This window comes from Planococcus sp. 11815 (assembly GCF_051096385.1).
Taxonomy (GTDB): domain Bacteria; phylum Bacillota; class Bacilli; order Bacillales_A; family Planococcaceae; genus Planococcus; species Planococcus citreus.
Genome location: NZ_CP096991.1, coordinates 1,163,592 through 1,187,635 on the forward strand (window position 1 = coordinate 1,163,592; position 24,044 = coordinate 1,187,635).

The following is a 24,044-nucleotide window of genomic DNA, read 5'->3' on the forward strand; positions in this document are numbered from 1 at the left end:
AATTTTATGGAGTTTACGAAACGCCAAAATCCTACAAAAGGATTTTGGCGTTTTTGTTTTGTGAAAAGCTAATATGAGAACTATCGATATCACTTGATGCATGAAATGTGTCTATATTAAAACTCTTTTAATATAATGATTATTTGTACTGTGTAAATATTAAAAAACCGGCAACTCCATTATAGGGGTTGCCGGTTTCACATTTTATTTCTTCGTATTATCCACAAATGCCCCGTACTGTCTGCGCTGATGTTGCACGGACAGCCATTTTAAGGTAGTGAATTCCTCAAGCACCCATTCGCCGTTAAAGCGGCCGAGGCCGGAGTCTTTTTCGCCCCCGAATGGCATATGCGCTTCGTCGTTGACCGATTGGTCATTGACGTGGATCATGCCTGTCTCGATCTGGTGAGCGATGTTCGTGCCGTGTTCGATGTTCGCTGAATGCACAGCACCGCTCAAGCCAAACGGATATTTATTGGCCTGTTCAACCACTTCCTCGTCGCTTTCAAACGGAATGAGAATGGCGACAGGGCCGAAAATTTCGTTCTCTGCAAGCGGCATGTCGTTTGTAACGCCGGTCAAGACTGTCGGTTGGAGGACATTGCCGTCCGCTTTGCCGCCGAGGCGGATCTTCGCACCTTGTTCGACCGTGGCGTCAATGTCTTTTAGGATACGGTCGACTTGGTCGCGGTTGATAAGCGGCCCGACTTGCGTATCTGCTTCTGCAGGGTTGCCGTATTTCAACTTGCCGGCACGTTCAATGAACTGCTCGGCAAATGTGTCGTAGATGTCCTTGTGGACGAAAATACGGTTAATCGACATGCAAATCTGGCCTTGGTGATAGAATTTGCCGAATAGGGCAGACTCGACTGCCTGGTCGACATCAGCATCTTCAAGGACGATGAAATTATTATTGCCCCCAAGTTCCAAAGCGGTTTTCTTCAATGTACCACCAGCCAGTTCGCCGATGTGTTTGCCGACTGGCGTCGAGCCGGTGAATGATATCAAACGCGGAGTTGGGTGGGTGACGATGTCATCGCCAATTTCAGAACCGCGGCCGACGACAACATTGAGCAATCCTTTAGGTAGCCCAGCTGCTTCGAACAGGCTCGCGAACAATAGCCCGCCAGTAACAGGCGTATCGGTCGCTGGTTTGATGACGACGGCATTGCCAGTGGCAAGTGCCGGCGCGATAGAACGAATCGCCAAATGGAACGGGAAGTTCCATGGGCTGATAATGCCGATGACGCCAAGCGGGTTGCGGTAGACGCGGTTTTCTTTGCCCGGTTGCTGGGAAGGCATAATTTTTCCTTCCATGCGGAACGGGAAAGTCGCCGCTTCTTTCAGGATATTCATCGAAGCGCCGAATTCGACTGTCGCTTTGATCTTCGTACTGCCGGCTTCTTTGATGAGCCATTCGATGATCAATTCTTTGTTTTCCTTCATGACTTCGATAGCTTTTTCCATGACGGCTTGTTTCGCTTGCGGCAATTCCTTCGCCCACTCAAGTTGGGCGGTTTCTGCTGCTTTATAAGCGGCGTCCAAATCGTTCTTATCGGCTGCTTGCGTGGTGACCAGTTCTTCACCGGTGAACGGATTGGTGTTTTTCATTTGGCTATCGCTGGACCCGGAAGTCCATTCGCCGTTTATAAAAATCTTGGAAAAATCGGTTTTCATTTAAATCGTCTCCATTCTTTTTCTTAAGGCTGTTGTCTCGGGCGGATCAAGATTTCGTTAACGTCGACGTGTGATGGCTGTTCCACCGCATAGCCGATAGCATTCGCGATATCTTCCGCCTGTAGCGGTTCCATGGACATGCTCTTGAAGCTGTCGAGTACATCATCATCAGTGATGGTATCTGTCAATTCGGTTGCGACCGCACCTGGCGATACGATGGTCACGCGGATTTCATGCGATGGATCGATCTCTTGGCGCAGCCCATCTGAAATGGCGCGCACCGCGTATTTCGTGCCGCTGTAAACGGCGCTGCCTTTCATGACTTGATGGCCTGCCACAGAGGAAACGTTCAAGATGTGGCCGGATTTCTGTTCTTCCATGATCGGAAGAACAGCCGCGATGCCGTAAAGCACGCCTTTAATGTTAACGTCGACCATCTGGTCCCATTCATCGAGTTTCAGCTTATTCATATAGGACAATGGCATAAGTCCGGCATTATTGACGAGGATGTCAATTTTTCCGGTTTTCTCTAATGCCGCTTGTGCTAGTGATTTCATTTCATCGGCTGAGGTGACATCGGTTACTTTATAATCAGCGCTTCCGCCTTCAGCTTCGATTTCTTTTTTCAAGTCCACTAAGCGCTCTTCGCGCCGTGCAGCGAGCATGACGTGGTAGCCTCTTGCTGCCAGTTCCTTTGCAGTAGCTTGACCGATACCACTGCTTGCCCCTGTAATGATTGCAGTATTTTTCTCTGTCATATCTATTCAGCTCCAGTTCTGTTTTATTTTAAATGATGGCGAAAATGTCCTGAAATAAAGACATCTTATTTCCTTACCCGCAACTATGGCTTTTCTAAACAAGTGCTGATTATGCAGTGTCGAATGCTCTGCTTATGGGTGTTTTGGCAAGATGCGTGGCTTCGAATGACTTGAAAAAGAGAGATGGAAGTTTAAGAATTGGAGCACGAAGTCATGCAAGCGGATTCCAACTATTTCCATGGGCAATTGGTCTTAATTTCCATTGTTTCATTCCGCAGGTTGATGGGTATTTGATATTGAACCTAAGTGCTTTAGTTGATACATAATTCAGACAGTTGACAAGCGCGCCAATGTTCCGTAGCGTAATATCTTGTGAAGAAATTTAAAGGAGGAGACTATATGAAGAAAGTAACAAACGTGTTTTGGATCTCGATCGTTCTAATTGCTTTGGCAGTTGGCTACGGTGCGCTTGCTCCAGAACATTTTGCGGAAGTTACCGGCAATATGGAATCGTTCCTGACTACTTCGTTCGGTTGGTATTATTTATTGATCGTTTCAGTAATGGTTATCTTTTGCTTGTACTTCCTTGTTAGTCCAATGGGACAGATTAAATTAGGGAAAGACACAGACAAGCCGGAATATTCATTTGCAACATGGATTGCAATGCTGTTCTCAGCGGGCATGGGTATCGGGCTCGTATTCTGGGGTGCGGCAGAGCCGCTATCGCATTTCGCGATCGACCCGGCGACAGCTGAGCCGGGATCTCAGGAAGCGTTCCGGGAATCCATGCGTTTTACATTTTTCCACTGGGGCATCCATGCATGGGCAATTTACGCAGTAGTTGCATTATCGCTGGCATACTTCCAATTCCGTAAAGGTGAGCCAGGGCTTATTTCCTCGACGCTTCGCCCATTGTTCGGCGACCGCATGAAAGGCCCGTGGGGTGTTCTTGTTGACGTTATTGCTGTATTCGCTACAGCGGTCGGTGTCGCGACGACACTTGGCTTCGGTGCCATCCAGATCAATGGAGGGCTCGCGTATTTGTTTGACGGCATTCCAGGGGATAGCCTGATTACGCAAATCATCATCATCGCAGTCGTCACTGTGCTGTTTATGGTTTCCTCTTGGTCAGGCATCAGCAAAGGGATCAAGTACTTGTCGAATACCAATATGGTGCTTGCTATTACCTTGCTCATTTTGGTAATCGTTCTTGGGCCGACCTTATTGATTTTCAACATGTTCACCGATTCACTCGGAAGCTATTTCCAAAACTTGATCAATATGAGTTTCCGTTCTGCCCCGATCAATGGCGAAAACCGCTCATGGATTGACGGTTGGACGATCTTCTATTGGGCATGGTGGATCTCTTGGTCGCCATTTGTCGGGATTTTCATTGCCCGCGTTTCCAAAGGCCGGACCATCCGGGAATTCCTGTTTGGCGTCTTGCTCATTCCGACGTTCATCAGCTTCATCTGGTTCGCGGCATTTGGCACAACGGCAATCGATGTGCAAAGCAGCGGCGTCGATTTGACTGGATTGTTGACAGAAGAAACATTGTTCGCCGTGTTTAATGAATTGCCGCTTGGCATGTTGTTGTCGATTGTGGCAGTGTTGCTCATTTCGACTTTCTTTATCACTTCTGCCGACTCAGCTACATTTGTACTCGGCATGCAGACTTCCAACGGATCGCTGGACCCAGCGAACGCCGTGAAGCTGACATGGGGGATTGCGCAATCGACCATCGCGGTCATCCTGCTCTTTGCAGGCGGGCTCGGGTCCTTGCAGACGGCATTGATTATCGCCGCCTTCCCGTTCTCGTTCATCATGCTATTGATGATGGCGTCGTTCTATAAAGCCTTGAACCTTGAATACAAAGCAATCAAGCGCAAACGATAAGCTATAAAAGATGCTGAACTAGAGGATAGCTTTCTATATGTAAAAGTGATCAAAAGCTTATCCTATATAAAAAATTCAGTGAACTGTCTAAGTGTTTGGAGAAGCGTTTGCTTGACTCCTGTGGGATCAGCGGGTTTGAGAGACCCCGCAGGCAATGATTAAGCGAAGCATTGCTGAGTCTAATCATTTGCGACGCATCTGCTATGCAGATGTGAGAGCACAAAGGTTTCGAAGCGGTTGAGGAGGCTCGATTCCCGCCCCACGGAAAGCAAGCAAGTAGCTTCGGAAAACACAGAACGAAAAGGGTGCCGGAAGTCCGGCACCCTTTTTCTATGGAAAGTCGCGTATAATGGATAATGGAAATCGTGTTGAATGGAGGAGTATTTTTTGGAAAAACCACATATTATGCTTGTAGACGGAATGGCGGTATTGTTCCGTTCGTATTTTGCCACTGCGGGCGTCGGGCAATTTTTCCGCACAGAAAGCGGGCTCGCGACAAACGGTGTGCAAGGATTCGCTCGCCACGTGCTCACCGCAAAATCATTGATGAAGCCGACCCATATCGCCGTGTGCTGGGATATGGGCGCGCATACGTTCCGCACAGACTTGTTCGACGGCTATAAGGCAAACCGGCCGGCGCCGCCTGAAGATATGTTGCATCAATTCGACCAAGCACGTGAAGTTTCTGAGCTTCTGGGATGGAAAAATTACGGCGAAAAGGGCATCGAAGCGGATGATTTTATCGGCTCGTTTACGAAAAAATGGCCTGACGAGGCAGACTATACGATTATTACCGGCGATAAAGACATGCTTCAGCTATTGAACCCATCGGTCAAGATCGCTTTCATGAAAAAAGGCTTCCATATCTATGACCTCTATACCGAAGCGCGATTCGGTGAAGAATATGGCATCTTGCCGGAGCAGTTCGCCGATGTGAAAGCGTTTATGGGCGACCCGAGCGACGGCTATCCAGGTGTCAAAGGCATCGGCCCGAAGACGGCGCTTCAGTTGATTCAGCGCTATGGTTCGGTAGAAGGCGTCCTGGAACATATTGAGGACTTGAAGCCGGCCCAGAAAAAGAAAATCGAAGAACATCAGGATATGCTCGCGCTATCAAAAAAGCTGGCGGTCATCAAAGATGACCTCCAGCTCGATGTGGCACTCGAGGAAATCGCAGTGCCCGATTATTCTTCTGATTTGGTGAGGATATGCGACGAACGGGAATTCCGTCTGCTCGCAAGACTTTTGGAAAAATCATTTATCTGACTTCGACACCGGTGAAATCTGGACGAAACTCAATACGCCCCGGTTCTCCCGGAACGACACCGCCCGCAGCTTGCTCGGGCGGTTTTTTTGTCCGTTATCGTGAATATACAGAAGCAAATCGTCCGGAGTTTCCTCATAACCGATGAGCGGAACCCAGTGATAGGCGAAAGTGGTTTTTTGGCACCAACGCATTGAAAAATAACAGTCGAATTTCACAGCGAGCGGATAGCCGGCATCGAGTTGCAGTTTGATCTGTTCAGTCGTGCGAACCCGCTTGATGTCATACCGCGGCCAAGCCATTTTTCTCAATCGCCGGATCAGGCAAAAAGCGCTCAATCCGATCGGCGTCGTCCCGAGATATTTATAAAGCGGCCCGATCCCCGGTGCCACACCTTCATGGTAGAGGAGAATCGACGCAGCGGTGACCGGCCCGCATGCAGAAGCACGGTAAGCAGCCGGTACATGTTCAGCGTATTGGTTCATGGCTTGAAAAGGCAGCAGCACTTTCATGATGCATCCTCCTTTTAAACGGTTCAGCGCAGCTTGGCTTCTCGTTCATCGAGCAAAGTTTGCAAGGCACTGCGGAATGTCGTATAGACTTCCAGCTCAACGTGAATGCCGGCGTGGACAATTTCCCTGACGAAGCGGGGGTTGAAGCCGACATAAATGCCGCGTAAGCCCATCAATTTCAAGGCGCTGTTCAATTGGGTCAGTTCGAGTGCGAGCTCATTGAAATCAAACGATTGGACGTCTTGCATAGTCACTCCGGTGAAGTCGAAAATCGCTTGTTCCGTATCGCGGTGGTTATCGGCATAATCGAGTACTTTTTTCCGGATCGTCTCGAAGCGGTCGCGGAAGATATACCCGGCAATCGGCACGAGAATGGTATTCGGGACAATCGATGGGATGATCGGTGCCGACATGTTGTAGATGACGTCTTGGTAATACGCCACGAGGTCTTGCAATTCCTTAATTTCTTGTTGCGGATCCATTTCGGCACCTCTGTTTTATAGTATTCGTAAATATCGGGCTTTCGCCTTTAAGCTTTTTGCTCTTCCAGGAAGTGGATGACAGAAGCGGGGGTCTTGGCATTGGCACTATGCAGATGTGCTTGTTTCACGCCGTCCTTGAAGATCAGCAGGCTCGGAATGCCCATCACTTCGTACTGCTCTGCGATTTCTGGCAGTTCGTCACGGTTGACGTCAAACCATTGGTAGTTGTTGTATTGCTCGATGATCGGATCGATGAACATATCCATGCGCGTGCAGTCAGGGCACCAGCCAGCCTGGAATTTCACGATGACTGGTTCGCCGTTTTGGATTGTATCGTTGAACTGTTCAGTTGTTTTTAGGGATTTCATTAAAATGCCTCCTTTAATAGTCCTTTTAATCTTACCCTTTTTTTGCTTTCTCTCCAAGCGCTTGGATAAAAGCGGCAGAAAAATCTTCCGATTAAATATTGCGAAAATAGGAAAAATAATTTACACTAAGAACGAGAAGGAAAGTATTTCTTTTTTTTACCCAGAAAATGAATGAGTGTTCATTCAAAAATAGGAGGGTTTGCTCGTGTCATACAAAATCAAAAAAGCAGCCGTGCTCGGATCTGGCGTCATGGGATCTGGTATCGCAGCTCATCTAGCCAATATCGGAATTCCGGTCATGCTGCTCGACATTGTGCCGAAAGAAGTGACAAAAGAAGAACAAGCGAAAGGGCTAACGCTTGAAGATAAAGCAGTCCGCAACCGGATCGCAGCGACTGCCACTCAAAAACTATTGAAACAAAAGCCTGCTCCGCTGACACAAAAGAAAAATTTGCAGTTGATCACGCCAGGTAATTTAGAAGACGATCTCGAGAAATTATCCGATGTGGATTGGATCATTGAAGTCATCGTAGAAAACTTGGATATCAAGAAATCACTCTATGAAAAGGTGGATGCGGTCAGAAAGCCCGGCACCATCATTTCCTCCAATACATCAGGCATCAGCATCAATGCGATGTCAGAAGGGCGCTCGGAAGATTTCCAGAAGCATTTCCTCGGCACCCATTTCTTCAACCCGCCGCGCTATTTGAAATTGCTTGAAGTCATTCCGGCAGAAGCGACAGCTCCCGAAGTCGTTGAATTCATGCAGCAATTCGGCGAAGACCGCTTAGGTAAAGGTGTCGTCTTGGCAAAAGATACGCCCAACTTCATCGCCAACCGCATCGGCACATACGGCTTGCTCGTCACGGTCCGTGAAATGCAAAACCGCGGCTATTCTGTCGGTGAAGTGGATTCCGTTACCGGCCCATTGATTGGCCGCCCGAAATCGGCGACATTCCGTACACTCGATGTCGTAGGCCTGGATACGTTTATGCATGTTTCGAAAAACGTTTACGATCAAACCGAAGGCGAAGAACAGCAAGTGTTCAAAACGCCTGAATTCATGAAGAACATGGTCGAAAACGGCTGGATTGGCGCCAAAGCTAAACAAGGCTTTTTCCAGAAGAAAGACAAAGAAATTCTGGAGCTCGACCCGGAAACAATGGAATACCGCCCAGCGCAAAAATTGAAAACGCCTTCACAGGAAATGGCCAAGCAGCAAAAAGGCTTGTCCGCGAAAATGAAGACACTCGTTTATGCAGAAGACCGCACAGGCGAATTGCTGTGGAGCATCCTCGCTCCGACACTCGTCTATTCCGCACAGCTTCATGGCGAGATTGCAGACGACATCGTCGCCATCGACAACGCCATGAAATGGGGCTTCGGCTGGGAACAAGGTCCATTTGAAGTATGGGACGCAATCGGCGTCAAGCAGTCGACAGAAAAAATGGCTGCTCAAGGCCTAGAAGTACCGGCATTTGCACAAGCGCTATTGGAAAAAGGCTTTGATTCCTTCTATAAAGAAGAGAACGGCGATCTGTATTATTTCGACGGTTCAGATTACCAGCCTGTTCCGGTCAATGAAAAAGTGATCGACTTGAAACGTTACAAGAAAAAGCACGGCGTCATCAAATCGAATTCCGGCGCAAGCTTGATCGATCTTGGAGACGGCATCGCATTGCTCGAATTCCATTCGCGTTCGAACGCGATCGGGCTCGATATCATGCAAATGATTAATTTCGCTGTGGACGAAGTCGAGAAAAACTTCAAAGGACTCGTCATCGGCAACCAAGGAAAGAACTTCTGTGTTGGCGCCAACCTTGGCATGATTTTGATGGAAGCACAAGACGACAATATCTTTGAACTGGATTTGACGATCCGTACGTTCCAGAACGCCATGCTGAAATTGAAATACAGCTCGAAGCCGGTCGTAGCGGCACCATTCGGCATGACACTCGGCGGCGGGGCGGAAGTCATCCTGCCGGCAGCACGTGTACAGGCATCTATGGAAACCTATATGGGCTTAGTCGAAGCAGGCGTTGGGCTCATTCCGGGCGGCGGCGGAAACAAGGAATTGTATATGAAACAATTGAAAGGCTTACCGAATCATGTCACGGCAGACTATGTCAACTTGGCAGCGGGCGTGTTCGAATCGATCGCGACTGCGAAAGTGTCGACATCGGCAGACGAAGCACGTGAAAACAATTTCCTGAATTTCGTCGACGGCATCAGCGTCAATAGCGACCATTTGATCTACGATGCAAAGCAATTGGCATTGTCGCTCCACGATAATGGCTACCAGGCGCCGAGAAGAGAAAAAGTACCGGTTGCAGGGGAAGCAGGCTATGCGGCGATGTTGCTTGGGGCTGAAGGTATGTTATTGTCCGGCTATATCAGCGAACACGATATGAAAATCGCCAAGAAACTGGCTTATGTATTGTCAGGAGGCAAATTGCCATACGGCACGAAAGTCGATGAGCAGTATTTGCTCGATTTGGAACGCGAAGCCTTCCTGAGCCTCGTTGCTGAACCGAAGTCACAGCAGCGCATGCAACATATGCTTGTCAAAGGGAAACCATTACGCAATTGATCGCCGATTAGATAGAGGAGGAAATGATATGCGCGAAGCAGTAATTGTGGCCGGAGCCAGAACACCGGTCGGAAAAGCGAAAAAAGGTTCTCTTGCCTCGGTGCGCCCGGATGATTTCGGGGCACTCGTCGTACGGGAAACATTGAAGCGGGCTGGATATGACGGCCCTATTGATGATTTGATTATGGGGTGTGCCATGCCCGAAGCAGAACAAGGCATGAACATTGCCCGCAACATCGGGGCACTCGCAGGGCTTCCGGATACGACGCCGGCAGTTACCGTCAATCGCTTTTGTTCATCGGGCTTGCAGTCGATCGCTTATGCCGCTGAACGAATCATGGTCGGCCATGCTGAAGCGATTGTTGCCGGCGGTGTTGAATCGATGAGCATGGTGCCAATGATGGGCAACGTGTTGCGGCCGAATGCCAAAATCGCCGAAACCGCTCCACAATATTATATGAGCATGGGGCATACAGCAGAGCAAGTAGCGACACAATACGGCGTTAGCCGTGAAGACCAGGATGCATTTGCGGTCCGGTCCCATGAAAATGCAGCTAGAGCTATCGAAAAAGGGCATTTCGTCGATGAAATCGTTCCGGTCGAAGTGATCCAACGCTATGTCGATAGCCAGAATAAATACCAGGAAAAATCGTTTATGTTTGAAATGGACGAAGGGGTACGCCACGGCACATCCATCCAGACACTCAATAAATTGCGTGCGGCATTCTCGGCACGCGGCACGGTGACAGCGGGCAACTCTTCGCAGACTTCTGACGGCGCAGGTTCAGTGCTCGTCATGGACCGTGAAAAAGCGGAAGCGCTTGGCCTTAAGCCGATCGCGAAATTCCGTTCATTTGCAACAGGCGGCGTTCCGCCGGAAGTCATGGGTATCGGCCCGGTCGTCGCGATTCCGAAAGCCTTGAAACTGGCCGGCCTGACGAAAGACGATATCGACGTCTGGGAACTGAACGAAGCATTTGCGTCTCAATCGCTTGGCGTCATCCGAGAGCTTGGCCTGGATATGGATAAGATCAATTTGAACGGCGGCGCCATCGCACTCGGCCATCCGCTAGGTGCGACAGGTTCGATTTTGACCTTGCGCATGCTCAGCGAATTGAAGCGCCAGAACAAACAATTCGGCGTCGTCACGATGTGCATCGGCGGCGGAATGGGCGCAGCTGGCGTCTTCGAAATGCTGTAAAGAGAACTTTAGGGGATACGGTTAACAGGGGATTCAAGATAAACGATAAATTGGGAGGAATGGAAAATGGAACAAGAAAAAACATTGATCAAAGGCGGAAGCTTCTTGATCGAAGATGCAGACCTATCGCGTGTGTTCACGCCGGAAGATTTCACGGAAGAGCATAAAATGATCGCCAAAACGACAGAGGATTACGTCAACACGGAAGTTATGCCTTTGGTCGAAAAGTTGGAGAACCATGAATTCGAACATTCCGTCAAGCTTCTGAAGAAAGCCGGCGAACTCGGGCTCCTTGGGGCAGACGTTCCGGAACAATACGACGGGCTCGGGCTCGACAAAATCGCGTCGGCCTTGATTGCTGAGAAAATGTCCAAAGCGGGCGGCTTCTCCATCACTCACGGCGCACACGTGGGCATCGGTTCATTGCCGATCGTCCTATTCGGTAACGAAGAACAGAAAAAGAAATACTTGCCGGTTCTTGCAACGGGCGAGAAAATCGCAGCATACGCCTTGACAGAGCCAAGCTCCGGATCGGATGCTTTGGGTGCGAAAACAGTTGCGAAACTGAACGAAGCGGGTACACATTACGTCTTGAATGGTGAAAAACAGTGGATCACAAACGCAGGATTTGCGGATGTCTTCGTCGTCTATGCAAAAATCGACGGTGAACAGTTCTCGGCATTTATCGTTGAGCGCGACTTCGGGGGCGTATCGGTTGGTCCGGAAGAAAAGAAAATGGGCATCAAATCGTCTTCCACACGTACATTGATCTTGGAAGACGCAGAAGTGCCAGTGGAAAATCTTCTTGGTGAAGCAGGGCGCGGACATATCATCGCCTTCAATATTTTGAACATCGGGCGCTACAAACTCGGTGTCGGCACAATCGGCGCATCCAAGCGTGCTATGGAATTGACCATTCCTTACACGAACCAGCGCCAGCAATTCAAGACGCCGATTTCTTCTTTCAACCTGACAAAAGAGAAATTGGCGACAATGGCATCCAAATTGTATGCGGTTGAAAGTTCCGTTTACCGCACAGTCGGCTTGTTCGAAGACCGCATGAGCGGCTTCACGGATGAACAGCAGGCTGACGGCAAACTAGTCGCCGATTCCATCGCGGAATTTGCCATCGAATGTTCATTGAATAAATTCTTCGGAACGGAAACTCTGGATTATATCGTTGATGAAGGCGTCCAGCTTCACGGCGGCTACGGCTTTATGCAGGAGTATGAAATCGAGCGCATCTACCGCGATTCCCGCATCAACCGGATCTTCGAAGGAACAAATGAAATCAACCGCCTGCTTGTACCTGGCACACTGCTCCGCAAAGCGATGAAAGGTGAATTGCCGCTATTGCAACATGCACAAGCTTTGCAGGAAGAATTATTGATGATGATGCCTGAAGAAGTCGGAACCGAAGCTTTGGCACAGGAAAAAGCATTGGTGAAAAATGCGAAGAAAATTGCCATCCTCGCTGCAGGCCTTGCCGCACAGACTTACGGCAAGAAACTTGAAGCAGAACAGGAAGTGCTCGTGAACATCGCGGATATCGTCAGCAATGTCTTCGCGATGGAATCGGTTGTCTTGCGCACAGAAAAAGCGATCGCAGCAAGCGGCGAAGAAAAGGCGAAGCAGAAACTTCTTTATACGCAGATCTTCTGCCAGGAAGCTTTGGAGGAAATCGAGAAAGACGCGAAAGAAACCTTGATCGCAGCAATCGATGGCGACAACCAGCGCATGATGCTGTCCGCACTCCGCAAGTTGACGCGTTCAACGCCGTACAACTTGATCGCGAAAAAACGCGAAGCATCCGAAAAATTGATCAGTGTAGAAAAATACGTCGTCTAATAGATTGCACAAAACAGGAAGGGGAAACCCTTCCTGTTTTTTAAGGTTGTCGATATAATTGGGAAGTCGTATTTTCCGATGCTTATCGCTCGCTTTCCGTGGGCTCGCACCCAAGCCTCCTCCGTCGCTACGAAACCTTTTTTTGTTTAAGACATGCAAGAAGAGGAGTTTTATAATTTTTGTATAAAGTGTTTCTTCTGAGAGCAACAGAAACGGTGAGATTTAATTAGCATTTAAGGTTTTTCCTTCGTTCAATACACAATACCGGATGGGAATGGAGACGGCGACTCCTGCGGAAATAGCACGAGCTGAAGACCCTGGACTGAGCGCAGCGAAGGAAGCGGCTGAAGCCGTGTCCTGGCAGCTGGCACCGCGACGTCCTGTCGCGCCAGCTGCATGACCCACATCCTGTGGGCCCGAAAGCGTCCGTCGAAATGGACATCCGATTTTTCATACAAGAAAGTCACATTTTCAATTCAATTTTCACTAACTCCCTTCCAGTCGACTGCTCTGTGGCATTTTGATATGCTTGATTTACAAGACAGGAGGAGATTTGATGATCCAGTATTACGCTTACCCGAAATGCTCGACCTGCCAAAAAGGCAAGAAATGGCTTGAAGCGAATGGCGCGGAGTTCGACTATATCGATATTTCGCAAAACCCGCCATCCGCGGCACAGCTGAAAGAGATCCACGAAGCAAGCGGCATCGAGCTGAAGAAGTTTTTCAATACGAGCGGCAAGAAATACCGTGAACTTGAACTGAAGGAAAAGCTGCCGGAAATGTCAGCAGATGAGCAATACGAATTGCTGGCAGCGGACGGCATGCTCATCAAACGCCCGCTCGCATGGGACGGTTCTCAGGCGACACTCGGTTTCAAGGAAGACGCTTACGCAAATACATGGAGCTGACAAGTTTGTCATCTTGTTTTTCATTCCTGGTTGTGGCAAACTAAAATTGAGTCAATTACATATTTGGAGGGGTTTGGATGAGCACACCACAAGAGCTTCGCTATTCAAAAGAACACGAATGGGTCAAAGTCGAAGACGGCAAAGCACGTATCGGCATCACTCATTTCGCGCAAGATGAACTTGGAGACATCGTATTTGTCGAGCTTCCGCAAGTCGGCGACGAGCTGAAAAAAGACGAGCCATTCGGCAGCGTCGAGTCCGTTAAAACAGTATCGGAATTGTATGCGCCGATCAGCGGCAAAATCGTCGAAGTCAATTCTGAGCTTGAAGACAGCCCGGAATTCGTCAACGAATCCCCTTATGAAAAAGCGTGGATGGTCGTTGTGGAAGCCCCTTCCGAAGATGAGGTCAATGCATTGATGTCAGCTGACGAATATAAAGAAATGACAAACGAGTAAGTTCTGAAAGCGCCTCTTCATGGCGCTTTTTTTCATATATGGTTTTCTGGGGGGATTACTTATGGAGAAAGTGATAGTGGTTGAAGGGATCAGCGACAAAACCCGGATAGCGCCATTGATTGCAGAACCCGTGACGATTCTTTGCACAAATGGTACAGTAAGTGCTACAAGACTCGAAGAAATGCTGTTGCCTTTTGAAGGGCAGGATATCATCATCCTCGTCGATGCGGATGCTTCCGGCGATAAACTGCGCAAGCTCATCAAGCGCGAATTTCCGGAAGCCCGCCATTTCCATATCGACCGAAGCTATAAAGAGGTGGCGACGACGCCGCTGCGGAAGCTGATTGATGTGCTCATCGCAGCAGATGTACGGGTCTTAAATCCAGTAGCAGGGAATGACTAGCATGAATGAATGGACACATAAAGAATGGCTGAAGGAAAAAAACACCCAGCCTGTTTCAGCTTATTATCTATATACGCCGATGTGCGGTACGTGCCAAGTCGCAAGCAAGATGCTCGGCGTGGTGGCGGAACTATTGCCAGACCTTCCAATGGGCAAAGCTAATTTGAATTATGTACAGGAAGTGGCGGAGCTTTATGAAGTGGAAAGCGTGCCGTGTCTGCTGATTTCACAGAATGGCCAAGTGACAGACAAGGTCTACGCTTTCCAGTCGGTGCCGTATCTATATGAGAAATTGAAAACGGTTGACGAATACAGCCAGCCATGATAAATTTAATTTCTAAAATTAACTTAATAGCGTAGCTCTTATACAGAGAGGTGGAGGGAAGTGCCCGATGAAGCCCGGCAACCGTCATGAAAATGAAATGGTGCCAAGTCACTCAAAGTGAAAACTTTGAAAGATGAGAGAACGGTTTATTGTGTTTACACATGTGCCTTTCTGCTTATCTGAGCAGGAAGGCTTTTTTATTAGCAAAAGATTTAGGAGAGTGCCCAACCATGATTGAGTTAAAAGGATTGACTAAAGTTTTCGATACTGGCAAAGCGCGCTTGACGGCTGTCGACCATGTCGACTTAACGGTGCCGGCCGGCGAGATTTTTGGCATTATCGGTTATAGCGGAGCGGGAAAAAGTACGTTGATCCGCCTTCTGAATGGCCTGGAAAAACCGAGCGAAGGTTCCGTTGAGATCAATGGCCAGAACATCACAGCGATTTCAGGGCCGAAACTTCGCAAAGCCCGCCAAAAAGTCAGCATGATTTTCCAGCATTTCAATTTGCTGTGGTCGCGGACTGTGCGCGAGAACATTGAATTCCCGCTCGAGATCGCGGGTGTGGGGAAAGAGGAGCGGCGCAAGCGTTCAGCAGAGTTAATCGAACTGGTTGGCCTGGAAGGTCGTGAAAGTGCATATCCTGCCCAGCTTTCCGGTGGACAGAAGCAGCGTGTCGGCATCGCCCGTGCGCTGGCCAATGATCCGGAAGTGCTTCTGTGCGACGAAGCGACATCGGCACTTGATCCGCAAACAACTGATGCGATATTGGAATTATTGGTCGACATCAATAAGCGACTCGGCTTGACGATTGTCTTGATCACGCACGAAATGCACGTCATCCGGAAAATCTGTCACCGCGTGGCAGTGATGGAAGGCGGGCGCGTCGTCGAACTGGGCGAAGTGCTCCATGTCTTCCAGCATCCGAAGGAAACAATCACCAAGCGATTTGTTGCCCAAGTGACCGAGACGGAAGATTCGGCAGAAACCGTCCGCCATTTGCGCGAACAATATCCGGAAGGACAATTGGTCAAATTAATATTCGTGGGGGACCAAGCGGAACAGCCGATCCTGACACAGCTGATTCGGGAATATACGGTGGAAGTCAATATCGTCCACGGCAATATCTCCCATACCCAGCGCGGTGCTTATGGCACACTCATCCTTCAATTGAAGGGGACAGCAGATGAAATCGCAAAGGCACTCGCCTTCCTCGGTGCGCATGATGTACAGACGGAGGTGATGGGCAATGCTTGAGAATTTGTTCCCGAACGTTGATTGGCAAGCTATGTGGGAAGCGACGCTCGAAACGATTTACATGACGGCAGTGTCCACACTGTTCACCTTTATCATCGGGCTCGTGCTAGGCGTTATCCTGTTTTTGACTGCACCAAACCAATTATGGGCGAATAAAGTAGTCAACTGGCTATCAGGAGCGTTCGTTAATATATTCCGTTCGATTCCATTTATCATCTTGATCATTTTGCTTATCCCATTCACGAAATTCCTGATCGGCAGCATCCGTGGGCCGAACGCTGCACTCCCGGCATTGATCATCGGGGCAGCACCATTCTATGCCCGCATGGTGCTGATCGCCTTGAAAGAAATCGACAAAGGCGTCATCGAAGCCGCGCGCTCGATGGGAGCGACAACGTGGACGATTATCCGCAAAGTGCTGCTGCCTGAATCAAAACCCGCTTTAATCTCCGGAATCACCGTAACCGCCATCGCTTTAGTTGGCTATACTGCCATGGCAGGCATCATCGGCGCTGGAGGGCTCGGAACGCTCGCGTTCTTGGACGGGTTCCAACGAAGCCGCGAAGACGTAACTCTCGTCTCGACGATCTTGATTTTGGTCATCGTCTTCGCCGTCCAATTTGTCGGTGACTTCTTGACCGGCAGAGCCGATAAACGCTAAGCCGTCTTGGGCGGATCGATTAAATAAAAAGGGGCAGTCATTGCCCGGTATTATATAAAACTACATTTAATAGAAGAAAAGGGGAATTTTGTAATGAAAAAATTAGTATTTGGTTCATTTGCAGCAGTATTGGCGTTATCGGCTTGCGGCGCTGAAGAAAGCAACGGCGGCGGTTCAGAAGGCGAAGAAACAAGCACGTTGACAGTCGGCGCTTCTAACGTGCCTCACGGAGAGATTTTAGAACAGGCAAAACCAATCCTTGCAGAACAAGGAATTGAGCTTGAAATCGAAACATACCAGGATTATATCCTTCCGAACCAAGACTTGGAATCAGGGGATCTGGATGCCAACTATTATCAGCACATTCCTTATCTGGAAGCACAAATTGCCGATCACGGATATGACTTCGCCAATGCTGGCGCGGTCCACATCGAGCCAATGGGCATCTACTCAAAAGACATTGCGTCTTTGGATGAGATTCCACAAGATGGAACGATTCTTATGAGCAACTCTGTCGCGGAGCACGGCCGTATGCTGTCCATCCTAGAAGCAGAAGGGTTGATCAAGCTCGATGAAAACGTCGATAAAACGACAGCTGAAGTCAGCGACATCGTTGAAAACGAGAAAAACATCCAGTTCGAGACAGAATACGAGCCGGCTCTTCTTGTGCAAATGTACGAAGCAAATGAAGGCGACGCTGTCTTCATCAACGCTAACTACGCTATCGATGCCGGCTTGAAGCCGATGGAAGATTCAATCGCACTTGAAGGTTCGGATTCTCCTTATGCCAACCTGATCGTCGTTCAATCCGGTGATGAAGAAAACGAAGACATTCAAGCACTAGTCGAAGTCTTGACTTCACAAGAAATCCAAGACTTCATCCTTGAAGAATGGGACGGCGCTGTCATTCCTGTTGAACAATAAACCATAAAACGCGATGCATTCCCGAGAGGAATGCATCGCGTTTTTTTATGTTGAAAAACAGGGGGAACGGAAGAGCTTGCGGAATAAAACACTTTCAGCAATCCTTCAAAACATTTTATTATTTTTTCGAAATAATAAAAATATTACGTGATTTAGGAAAAAGCTATTAGCTTTTCGAAAACTATGGTAATTTCACATAATAACGAATAAACAACTGTTTCCACAGGGAGGACAAGATTATGAAATTTCAATTCGGTTTGCTGCCGCGGATTGTGCTGGCCATCGTGCTTGGCGTACTCATCGGCTCTGTTGCGCCAGAAGCGCTCGTCCGTGTATTTGCTACGTTCACAGGAATTTTCGGAGGGTTCTTGAATTTTATCGTGCCATTGATCATTCTCGGTTTTATTGCACCAGGTATTGCAAAACTCGGCAAAGGTTCGGGGAAATTATTGGGCCTTGCGACTGCAGTCGCGTATCTATCCACTATCGTGGCAGGCGTCCTGGCCTTTATCGTAGCTTCTTCCATTTTGCCTAATTTGATGGAAGGCGGTTCGCTGAACAACTTGGATGACCCGGCAAATGCGCTTGCTTCAAGCTTCATTGAACTGGAAATTCCGCAATTATTCGGCGTGATGAGCGCCTTGATTTTGGCGTTCTTGCTCGGAATCGGCATGGCTTCTACAGGAAGCAAGACGATGGCATCATTCTTCGAAGAGTTCCAGGAGATCATTGAAAAAGTTATTTCATACATCATAATCCCGCTATTGCCATTCCACATCTTCGGTATTTTTGCGAACATGGCGTACGGTGGGGCTGTAATGGAGATCCTTTCACTATTTGCGGTGGTCTTCATCCTGATCATCGCTTTGCACTGGGTCATGCTCACGGGCCAATACACCACTGCAGGGGTATTGAGAAAGAAAAATCCGTTCGCTTTGATCCGGACGATGCTGCCGGCTTACTTCACGGCACTCGGCACTCAATCATCAGCAGCTACCATTCCTGTCACTTTGCGCCAAGCACGTAAAACGGGCGTGAAAGAACGTGTGGCTGACTTCACGGTCCCATTGTTTGCAACGATCCATTTATCGGGCAGTACAATTACGCTCGTCACTTGTGCAATCGGCGTGATTTTATTGACAGGGCAGTCGCCGTCATTCGGCAGCTTCTTCCCGTTCATCCTCATGCTTGGCGTGACGATGATTGCGGCTCCCGGCGTTCCAGGCGGCGCTGTCATGGCAGCCATTGGTTTGCTGGAAGTGATGCTCGGCTTCGACGAGACGATGGTCGCTTTGATGATCGCCTTGTACATGGCTCAGGACAGTTTCGGAACTGCAGCCAATGTAACAGGAGACGGGGCGCTCGCGAATATCGTCGACCGTTTCACTCCATCCCAAAAAGCATGAATTATGCCGGAATTCAATGAATTCCGGCTTTTTCATGCTCTCTATACGGATAAATCGGGCTATGCTATCATATGCTGGATATGAAAATCAGGAGGCACGATCATGAAAAAAATCACAATCCTCGGCCTATCTGCGGCCTTGTTGCTCGCGGCATGCGGAACCGAACAATCCACTGACACAACTGAAACGGCTTCTGGATCTGCCACGATGGAATCCGGAAAAGAAAGCATCAAAAGCCAATTGATGCAATTCTATCTATCCGTTTCCAAAGAAATAAATAAAGAAGACGCACAGCTGAACGATTTTGAAATTGCCCAAGCTGAAGATACACTGCCAAGCGGTACAGAACTTGCTGAGATGAAAGAAGCGGCTGCAAGCTCTGCTGAACAAGCGATGCAAGCGGTAAAATCAATCGAAGTGCCTGAATCGCTAAGCGATCATCAAGAGGAAATCGACGGGGCATTGGCTTCGATCGCTTCATCTTACGAGATGAAAATCGAAGAACTTGGAACAGATGCACCTGAATTCGGAGCGGCTGCTGATAAATTTGCCGAAGCGGATGCTACTTTCAATGAAATATTGAAAGAAAACGGCTTGGTTGCATCTAATTTATATAACGAAGTAAGCCAATAATTTATGAAAGCTGTCCGTATAACGGGCAGCTTTTTCTATATATTCCCAATAACTATGACGATAGGTCTATTTTCAGATAAATTAGATTATTTATCTTGTTTAATCTTTGGACGGTCGGGTATACTTGTAAAAGTAAAAATAAGATAACTCGAAAGGAATGGTTTATTATCGATTCTCAAGGTATTGAAAAGACGGAAAAAATGGAACAGGCATTCAGAGACGTACACGGGTACGGACTGAACGAATACCAAAATGACCCGCAAAAAATCCTTGAAGTTGAACAGCGCCGTGAGCAGGATTATCGCCAAGGCCAGTCGGTTGCGGCACAGATCGAGCGCCAAGCGCACCGCGAATAGCAATAGATACACGATCCACATACATTCAAACATTAAAATGAAGCTGCCGGACAGAGTGATTTCTCTGTCCGGTTTTTCTATGCCCAAACATGTGGAATCTAGTGTCTTACACGAAGTTTATTGAAATGAATTCTCATTTAGCCTAACTTTATTGAAAATGTAGGAAAACCGTGAATATCCATAAAAACAGCCCTCCAACAGCAGGAAATACGGATTTCAAAATGGTTTTTGGCAAGGACATGCAGCCGATTTTAACATTTGCTACTGAAGTCAATATAAGTTAAGATTAGAATGATACTAATTAAGAGTGCAAGGCATTCTTCAATAACATTATGGAGGTATTTACATGTCAACTTTGGTCATTAAAGATCTACACGTTGAAATCGAAGGAAAACAGATTTTAAAAGGTGTAAACATCACAATTAACACGAGCGAAATCCATGCTATCATGGGGCCGAACGGAACAGGGAAATCTACCTTGGCGTCCGCTATCATGGGGCATCCTAAATATGAAGTAACAAAAGGCACGATCGAATTGGACGGAGAAGACGTATTGGCGATGGAAGTCGACGAGCGCGCACGCGCAGGACTCTTCCTAGCTATGCAGTACCCGAGCGAAATCTCCGGCGTCACAAATGCTGACTTCATGCGCTCTGCGATGAACGCACGCCGCGAAGAAGGCAACGAAGTTTCATTGATGAAATTCATCCGTGAACTTGACAGCAAAATGGAAACTCTTGCAATGGACCAGGACATGGCACAGCGCTACTTGAACGAAGGATTCTCTGGCGGCGAGAAGAAACGCAACGAAATCCTCCAAATGATGATGATCAAACCGACATTCGCTGTACTTGATGAAATTGACTCCGGTCTTGATATCGATGCATTGAAAGTCGTTTCTGACGGCATCAACCAAATGAAGGGCGAGAACTTCGGCTGCTTGATCATCACTCACTATCAACGCCTGTTGAACTACATCACGCCAGATCACGTCCATGTCATGATGCAAGGCCGCGTCGTGAAATCCGGCGGACCTGAACTTGCGCATAAATTGGAAGCGGAAGGCTATGACTGGATCAAGGCAGAACTCGGCATCGAAGACGAGACTGTCGGACAAGAAGCATAATTGGAAGGAGAGACTAACGTGACGGTTGAAACAAAACTAACGATGACCGAGCAGGATGTACGCTCCTTCTCGGCTTCGCACTCAGAACCAGAAGAATTTACGAACTTGCGCGTACAGGCTTTGGCTGCTGCCGAAGCGTTGCCGCTCCCAAAACCCGATAAAACGAAAATCATCAACTGGAACTTCACGGACTTCCCGGTCCATACTGTGGAAAGCTCAACTTATGCGTCATTGGATGAGTTGCCGGAGCAGGTAAAGTCCATTGTTGATACTGATCAAAAAAATCTATACATCCAGCACAATAATACACCGGCTTATATTTCATTGGATAAGAACCTTCAGCAACAAGGTGTCATTTTGACAGATATCCAAACAGCGATCCGTGAGCACGGTGATTTGGTTGCTAAGTATTTCATGACAGAAGCAGTCAAAGCTGAAGAACATAAATTGACGGCTCTTCATGCAGCGCTTCTAAATGGCGGGATGTTCCTATACGTGCCAAAGAATCTTGCTATAAAGAATCCGGTGCAAGCGATCTTCGTGCATGACAATGAGGAAGCTTCCCTGTTCAATCACGCATTGATTGTTGCCGATAAAGGCAGTGAAGTAACTTACGTGGAGAACTATATTTCCACAGTACCGAATGCAAAAGGCCAAGCGAATATCGTTTCAGAAGTATTTGCAGAAGACAATGCGTCTGTCACTTACGGTGCAGTGGATGTACTCGCTGAAGGATTCACGACTTACGTGAACCGCCGCGGAGTTGCACAGCGCGATGCACGCATCGAATGGGCGCTCGGCATGATGAACGATAGCGATACTATTTCCGATAACACGACGTTCCTCATCGGCGATAATTCAGTCGGCGATACGAAAACAGTAGTGGTCGGAAGAGGCACGCAAAAGCAGAACTTCACGACTCAAGTCATCCATTGGGGCAAAAATTCCGATGGACAGATCTTGAAGCACGGCGTCATGAAAGACTCCGCTTCTGCGATCTTCAACGGCATCGGCAAAATTGAACACGGCGCAACGAAAGCTAACGCAGAACAGGAATCACGTGTGCTGATGTTGAGCCCGAAAGCGCGCGGCGATGCGAACCCGATCCTCTTGATTGACGAAGATGATGTAACGGCAGGCCATGCGGCATCAGTCGGACGCGTCGATCCGCTTCAATTGTATTATTTGATGAGCCGAGGCATTACAAAACAAGAAGCTGAACGTCTTGTTATTCACGGCTTCCTGGCACCGGTTGTAAACGTGTTGCCAATCGAAGGCGTTAAAAAGCAATTGACGGAGGTTATCGAAAGGAAAGTCCGCTAATGAATCCAGAGATCAAGAGCTATTTCCCGATACTCAACCAGGAAATCAATGGACATCCGCTCGTCTATTTGGACAGCGCGGCGACTTCCCAGAAGCCGACGCCAGTCATCGAGGCGCTGAAAGAATATTACGAGTCTGATAATTCCAATGTCCACCGCGGCGTCCACACGCTCGGCAACCGGGCAACAGAGAAATATGAAGGCGCCCGCGAGAAAGTGCAGCAATTCATCAATGCCAGATCGACGCAGGAAATCGTCTTTCTCCGCGGCACGACGACTGCGATCAACTTGGTCGCACAAAGCTATGGCCGTGCCAATGTGGAAGAAGGCGACGAAATCGTCATCACGTATATGGAGCATCACTCGAACATCATTCCTTGGCAGCAGCTGGCAAAAGAACGCGGCGCTGTCTTGAAATACATCGAGCTCGAAGAAGACGGTACCATCTCGCTTGAAAATGTCCGTGCAGCCATTACCGACCGGACAAAAATTGTGTCGATGGTTTATGTATCCAATGTGCTCGGCACGATGAACCCGGTGAAGGAAGTGGCGAAAATCGCCCACGAACATGGCGCTGTCATGATGGTGGACGGTGCACAGGCTGCGCCTCACTTGAAAATCGATGTCCAGGACTTGGATTGCGACTTCTTCGCATTTTCCGGCCACAAAATGGTCGGCCCGACCGGCATCGGCGTCTTGTATGGTAAAAAGCATTTGCTCGAAGCCATGGAGCCTGTCGAGTTCGGCGGCGAGATGATCGACTTTGTCGGATTATACGATTCGACCTGGAAAGAGTTGCCTTGGAAATTCGAAGGCGGCACGCCGATCATTGCTGGGGCAGTCGGACTGGCTGCGGCCATCGACTTCCTGCAGGAAATCGGATTGGATGAAATCGAAAAACATGAACACCATATGGCAGCCATCGCGATGGACAAGATGTCGGCTATTGAAGGGCTTGAGATTTACGGCCCGAAAGACCCAGCAAAACGTGCAGGGATCGTCACTTTCAATTTGAAAGAAGTCCATCCCCACGATGTAGCGACTGTGCTCGATATGAGCGGCATCGCTGTCAGAGCAGGTCATCACTGCGCACAGCCATTGATGAAATGGCTTGACGTGACAGCGACAGCACGCGCAAGCTTCTATCTTTATAATGACGAATCGGATATCGATCGCCTAGTGGAAGGTTTGCGTTCTGCAAAGGAGTATTTTAGCGATGTCTTTTAATAATTTAGATCAATTATATCGACAAGTGATCATGGACCATTACAAGACGCCCCGCAACAAGGGCGCGCTTGAACAGGACAGTGTCAATATCGAAATGAACAACCCGACTTGCGGCGACAGGATCCAATTGACGCTGCAAGTAGAAGATGGCATCGTCAAAGACGCCAAATTCGACGGGGAAGGCTGCTCGATTTCCATGGCATCTGCTTCCATGATGACGCAAGCCGTCAAAGGCAAAGATGTAGATACAGCATTGAAGCTGTCCGGAATCTTTTCGGACATGATGCTTGGCAAAGAGTACGACGATTCAGTGGACCTTGGGGATATTGAAGCATTGCAAGGTGTATCTAAATTCCCGGCGCGTATCAAATGCGCGACCTTAGCGTGGAAAGCCATGGAAAAAGGTGTGCACGACGAAGAAAAATCGTAACAGAGAACGGA

The 24,044-nt window shown here is 48.4% G+C and carries 24 protein-coding genes and 1 riboswitch; of the genes, 19 read left to right on the top strand and 5 right to left on the bottom strand.

Features of this window, described 5'->3' with window-relative positions:
* Window positions 1–204 precede the first annotated feature (204 nt).
* Together M1Q06_RS05920 and M1Q06_RS05925 are read right to left on the bottom strand one after the other, a co-directional pair.
* On the bottom strand, window positions 205–1,677 hold the full coding sequence (locus tag M1Q06_RS05920) for an aldehyde dehydrogenase family protein (protein WP_121301067.1): 1,473 nt from the start codon (window positions 1,675–1,677) through the stop codon (window positions 205–207).
* Between the two features lie 23 nt (window positions 1,678–1,700).
* Window positions 1,701–2,435 (bottom strand): SDR family oxidoreductase, encoded by a 735-nt coding sequence (locus tag M1Q06_RS05925; RefSeq protein WP_121301068.1) that lies wholly within the window; start codon window positions 2,433–2,435, stop codon window positions 1,701–1,703.
* Between the two features lie 399 nt (window positions 2,436–2,834).
* Here M1Q06_RS05925 and M1Q06_RS05930 point away from each other — a divergent pair, with 399 nt between their 5' ends.
* Both M1Q06_RS05930 and M1Q06_RS05935 read left to right on the top strand, forming a co-directional pair.
* A complete protein-coding gene (locus M1Q06_RS05930; RefSeq protein ID WP_121301069.1) occupies window positions 2,835–4,331 on the top strand; it encodes a glycine betaine uptake BCCT transporter in 1,497 nt (498 codons plus the stop codon).
* 387 nt (window positions 4,332–4,718) lie between these two features.
* Window positions 4,719–5,597 carry a 5'-3' exonuclease gene (locus M1Q06_RS05935; RefSeq protein ID WP_121301070.1) on the top strand — a complete coding sequence of 293 codons (879 nt, stop codon included), beginning with the start codon at window positions 4,719–4,721 and terminating at the stop codon, window positions 5,595–5,597.
* Here the strand turns inward: M1Q06_RS05935 and M1Q06_RS05940 are convergent.
* Genes M1Q06_RS05940 through M1Q06_RS05950 form a run of 3 tightly spaced genes read right to left on the bottom strand, consistent with a single transcriptional unit; the run spans window position 5,586 to window position 6,957 of the window.
* Window positions 5,586–6,107 carry a hypothetical protein gene (locus tag M1Q06_RS05940; RefSeq protein ID WP_434402226.1) on the bottom strand — a complete coding sequence of 174 codons (522 nt, stop codon included), beginning with the start codon at window positions 6,105–6,107 and terminating at the stop codon, window positions 5,586–5,588. The genes M1Q06_RS05935 and M1Q06_RS05940 overlap by 12 nt on opposite strands.
* A 23-nt stretch (window positions 6,108–6,130) precedes the next feature.
* Window positions 6,131–6,589, bottom strand: coding sequence for an STAS domain-containing protein (locus M1Q06_RS05945; protein WP_434402228.1), 459 nt, complete (start codon window positions 6,587–6,589; stop codon window positions 6,131–6,133).
* Between the two features lie 47 nt (window positions 6,590–6,636).
* The gene (locus tag M1Q06_RS05950; RefSeq protein ID WP_434402230.1) at window positions 6,637–6,957 is read right to left on the bottom strand and encodes a thioredoxin family protein; all 321 of its coding nucleotides are present in this window, start codon (window positions 6,955–6,957) and stop codon (window positions 6,637–6,639) included.
* Window positions 6,958–7,162: 205 nt separating this feature from the next.
* Here M1Q06_RS05950 and M1Q06_RS05955 point away from each other — a divergent pair, with 205 nt between their 5' ends.
* From M1Q06_RS05955 to sufU, 17 genes are all read left to right on the top strand, one after another.
* Window positions 7,163–9,547, top strand: a complete 2,385-nt coding sequence (locus tag M1Q06_RS05955; protein ID WP_434402232.1) for a 3-hydroxyacyl-CoA dehydrogenase NAD-binding domain-containing protein — start codon at window positions 7,163–7,165, stop codon at window positions 9,545–9,547.
* Window positions 9,548–9,575: 28 nt separating this feature from the next.
* Window positions 9,576–10,748: an acetyl-CoA C-acetyltransferase gene (locus M1Q06_RS05960; protein WP_121301075.1), complete on the top strand. Its 1,173-nt coding sequence runs from the start codon at window positions 9,576–9,578 to the stop codon at window positions 10,746–10,748.
* 66 nt (window positions 10,749–10,814) lie between these two features.
* Window positions 10,815–12,596, top strand: coding sequence for an acyl-CoA dehydrogenase family protein (locus M1Q06_RS05965; RefSeq protein ID WP_058381222.1), 1,782 nt, complete (start codon window positions 10,815–10,817; stop codon window positions 12,594–12,596).
* Window positions 12,597–13,149: 553 nt separating this feature from the next.
* Window positions 13,150–13,506, top strand: a complete 357-nt coding sequence (locus M1Q06_RS05970) for an arsenate reductase family protein (RefSeq protein WP_167456536.1) — start codon at window positions 13,150–13,152, stop codon at window positions 13,504–13,506.
* A gap of 77 nt (window positions 13,507–13,583) precedes the next feature.
* Complete coding sequence (gcvH, locus tag M1Q06_RS05975; RefSeq protein WP_058381220.1) at window positions 13,584–13,964, top strand: glycine cleavage system protein GcvH; 381 nt, start codon at window positions 13,584–13,586, stop codon at window positions 13,962–13,964.
* A gap of 61 nt (window positions 13,965–14,025) precedes the next feature.
* Complete coding sequence (locus M1Q06_RS05980) at window positions 14,026–14,367, top strand: toprim domain-containing protein (protein ID WP_058381219.1); 342 nt, start codon at window positions 14,026–14,028, stop codon at window positions 14,365–14,367.
* A gap of 1 nt (window position 14,368) precedes the next feature.
* Complete coding sequence (locus M1Q06_RS05985; protein WP_058381218.1) at window positions 14,369–14,692, top strand: thioredoxin family protein; 324 nt, start codon at window positions 14,369–14,371, stop codon at window positions 14,690–14,692.
* A 35-nt stretch (window positions 14,693–14,727) separates the two neighbouring features.
* A riboswitch (SAM riboswitch) is annotated at window positions 14,728–14,832 on the top strand.
* A gap of 90 nt (window positions 14,833–14,922) precedes the next feature.
* Window positions 14,923–15,948, top strand: a complete 1,026-nt coding sequence (locus M1Q06_RS05990) for a methionine ABC transporter ATP-binding protein (protein ID WP_434402236.1) — start codon at window positions 14,923–14,925, stop codon at window positions 15,946–15,948.
* Window positions 15,941–16,609 carry a methionine ABC transporter permease gene (locus M1Q06_RS05995; protein WP_058381216.1) on the top strand — a complete coding sequence of 223 codons (669 nt, stop codon included), beginning with the start codon at window positions 15,941–15,943 and terminating at the stop codon, window positions 16,607–16,609. The genes M1Q06_RS05990 and M1Q06_RS05995 overlap by 8 nt, the downstream gene beginning before the upstream one ends.
* Window positions 16,610–16,702: 93 nt before the next feature.
* Complete coding sequence (locus M1Q06_RS06000) at window positions 16,703–17,533, top strand: MetQ/NlpA family ABC transporter substrate-binding protein (protein WP_101189997.1); 831 nt, start codon at window positions 16,703–16,705, stop codon at window positions 17,531–17,533.
* A gap of 239 nt (window positions 17,534–17,772) precedes the next feature.
* The gene (locus tag M1Q06_RS06005) at window positions 17,773–18,939 is read left to right on the top strand and encodes a dicarboxylate/amino acid:cation symporter (protein WP_434402239.1); all 1,167 of its coding nucleotides are present in this window, start codon (window positions 17,773–17,775) and stop codon (window positions 18,937–18,939) included.
* A gap of 102 nt (window positions 18,940–19,041) precedes the next feature.
* Window positions 19,042–19,572: a hypothetical protein gene (locus tag M1Q06_RS06010; protein WP_101189999.1), complete on the top strand. Its 531-nt coding sequence runs from the start codon at window positions 19,042–19,044 to the stop codon at window positions 19,570–19,572.
* Between the two features lie 200 nt (window positions 19,573–19,772).
* A complete protein-coding gene (locus M1Q06_RS06015; protein ID WP_167399234.1) occupies window positions 19,773–19,928 on the top strand; it encodes a hypothetical protein in 156 nt (51 codons plus the stop codon).
* A gap of 346 nt (window positions 19,929–20,274) precedes the next feature.
* Window positions 20,275–21,054 (top strand): Fe-S cluster assembly ATPase SufC, encoded by a 780-nt coding sequence (sufC, locus tag M1Q06_RS06020; protein WP_434402241.1) that lies wholly within the window; start codon window positions 20,275–20,277, stop codon window positions 21,052–21,054.
* 18 nt (window positions 21,055–21,072) lie between these two features.
* Window positions 21,073–22,377 (top strand): Fe-S cluster assembly protein SufD, encoded by a 1,305-nt coding sequence (gene sufD / locus M1Q06_RS06025; RefSeq protein WP_101190000.1) that lies wholly within the window; start codon window positions 21,073–21,075, stop codon window positions 22,375–22,377.
* Complete coding sequence (locus tag M1Q06_RS06030; RefSeq protein WP_101805223.1) at window positions 22,377–23,603, top strand: cysteine desulfurase; 1,227 nt, start codon at window positions 22,377–22,379, stop codon at window positions 23,601–23,603. Before sufD ends, M1Q06_RS06030 begins: the two co-directional genes overlap by 1 nt.
* Window positions 23,593–24,033 carry a Fe-S cluster assembly sulfur transfer protein SufU gene (gene sufU / locus M1Q06_RS06035; RefSeq protein WP_121301082.1) on the top strand — a complete coding sequence of 147 codons (441 nt, stop codon included), beginning with the start codon at window positions 23,593–23,595 and terminating at the stop codon, window positions 24,031–24,033. The genes M1Q06_RS06030 and sufU overlap by 11 nt, the downstream gene beginning before the upstream one ends.
* Window positions 24,034–24,044 lie beyond the last annotated feature (11 nt).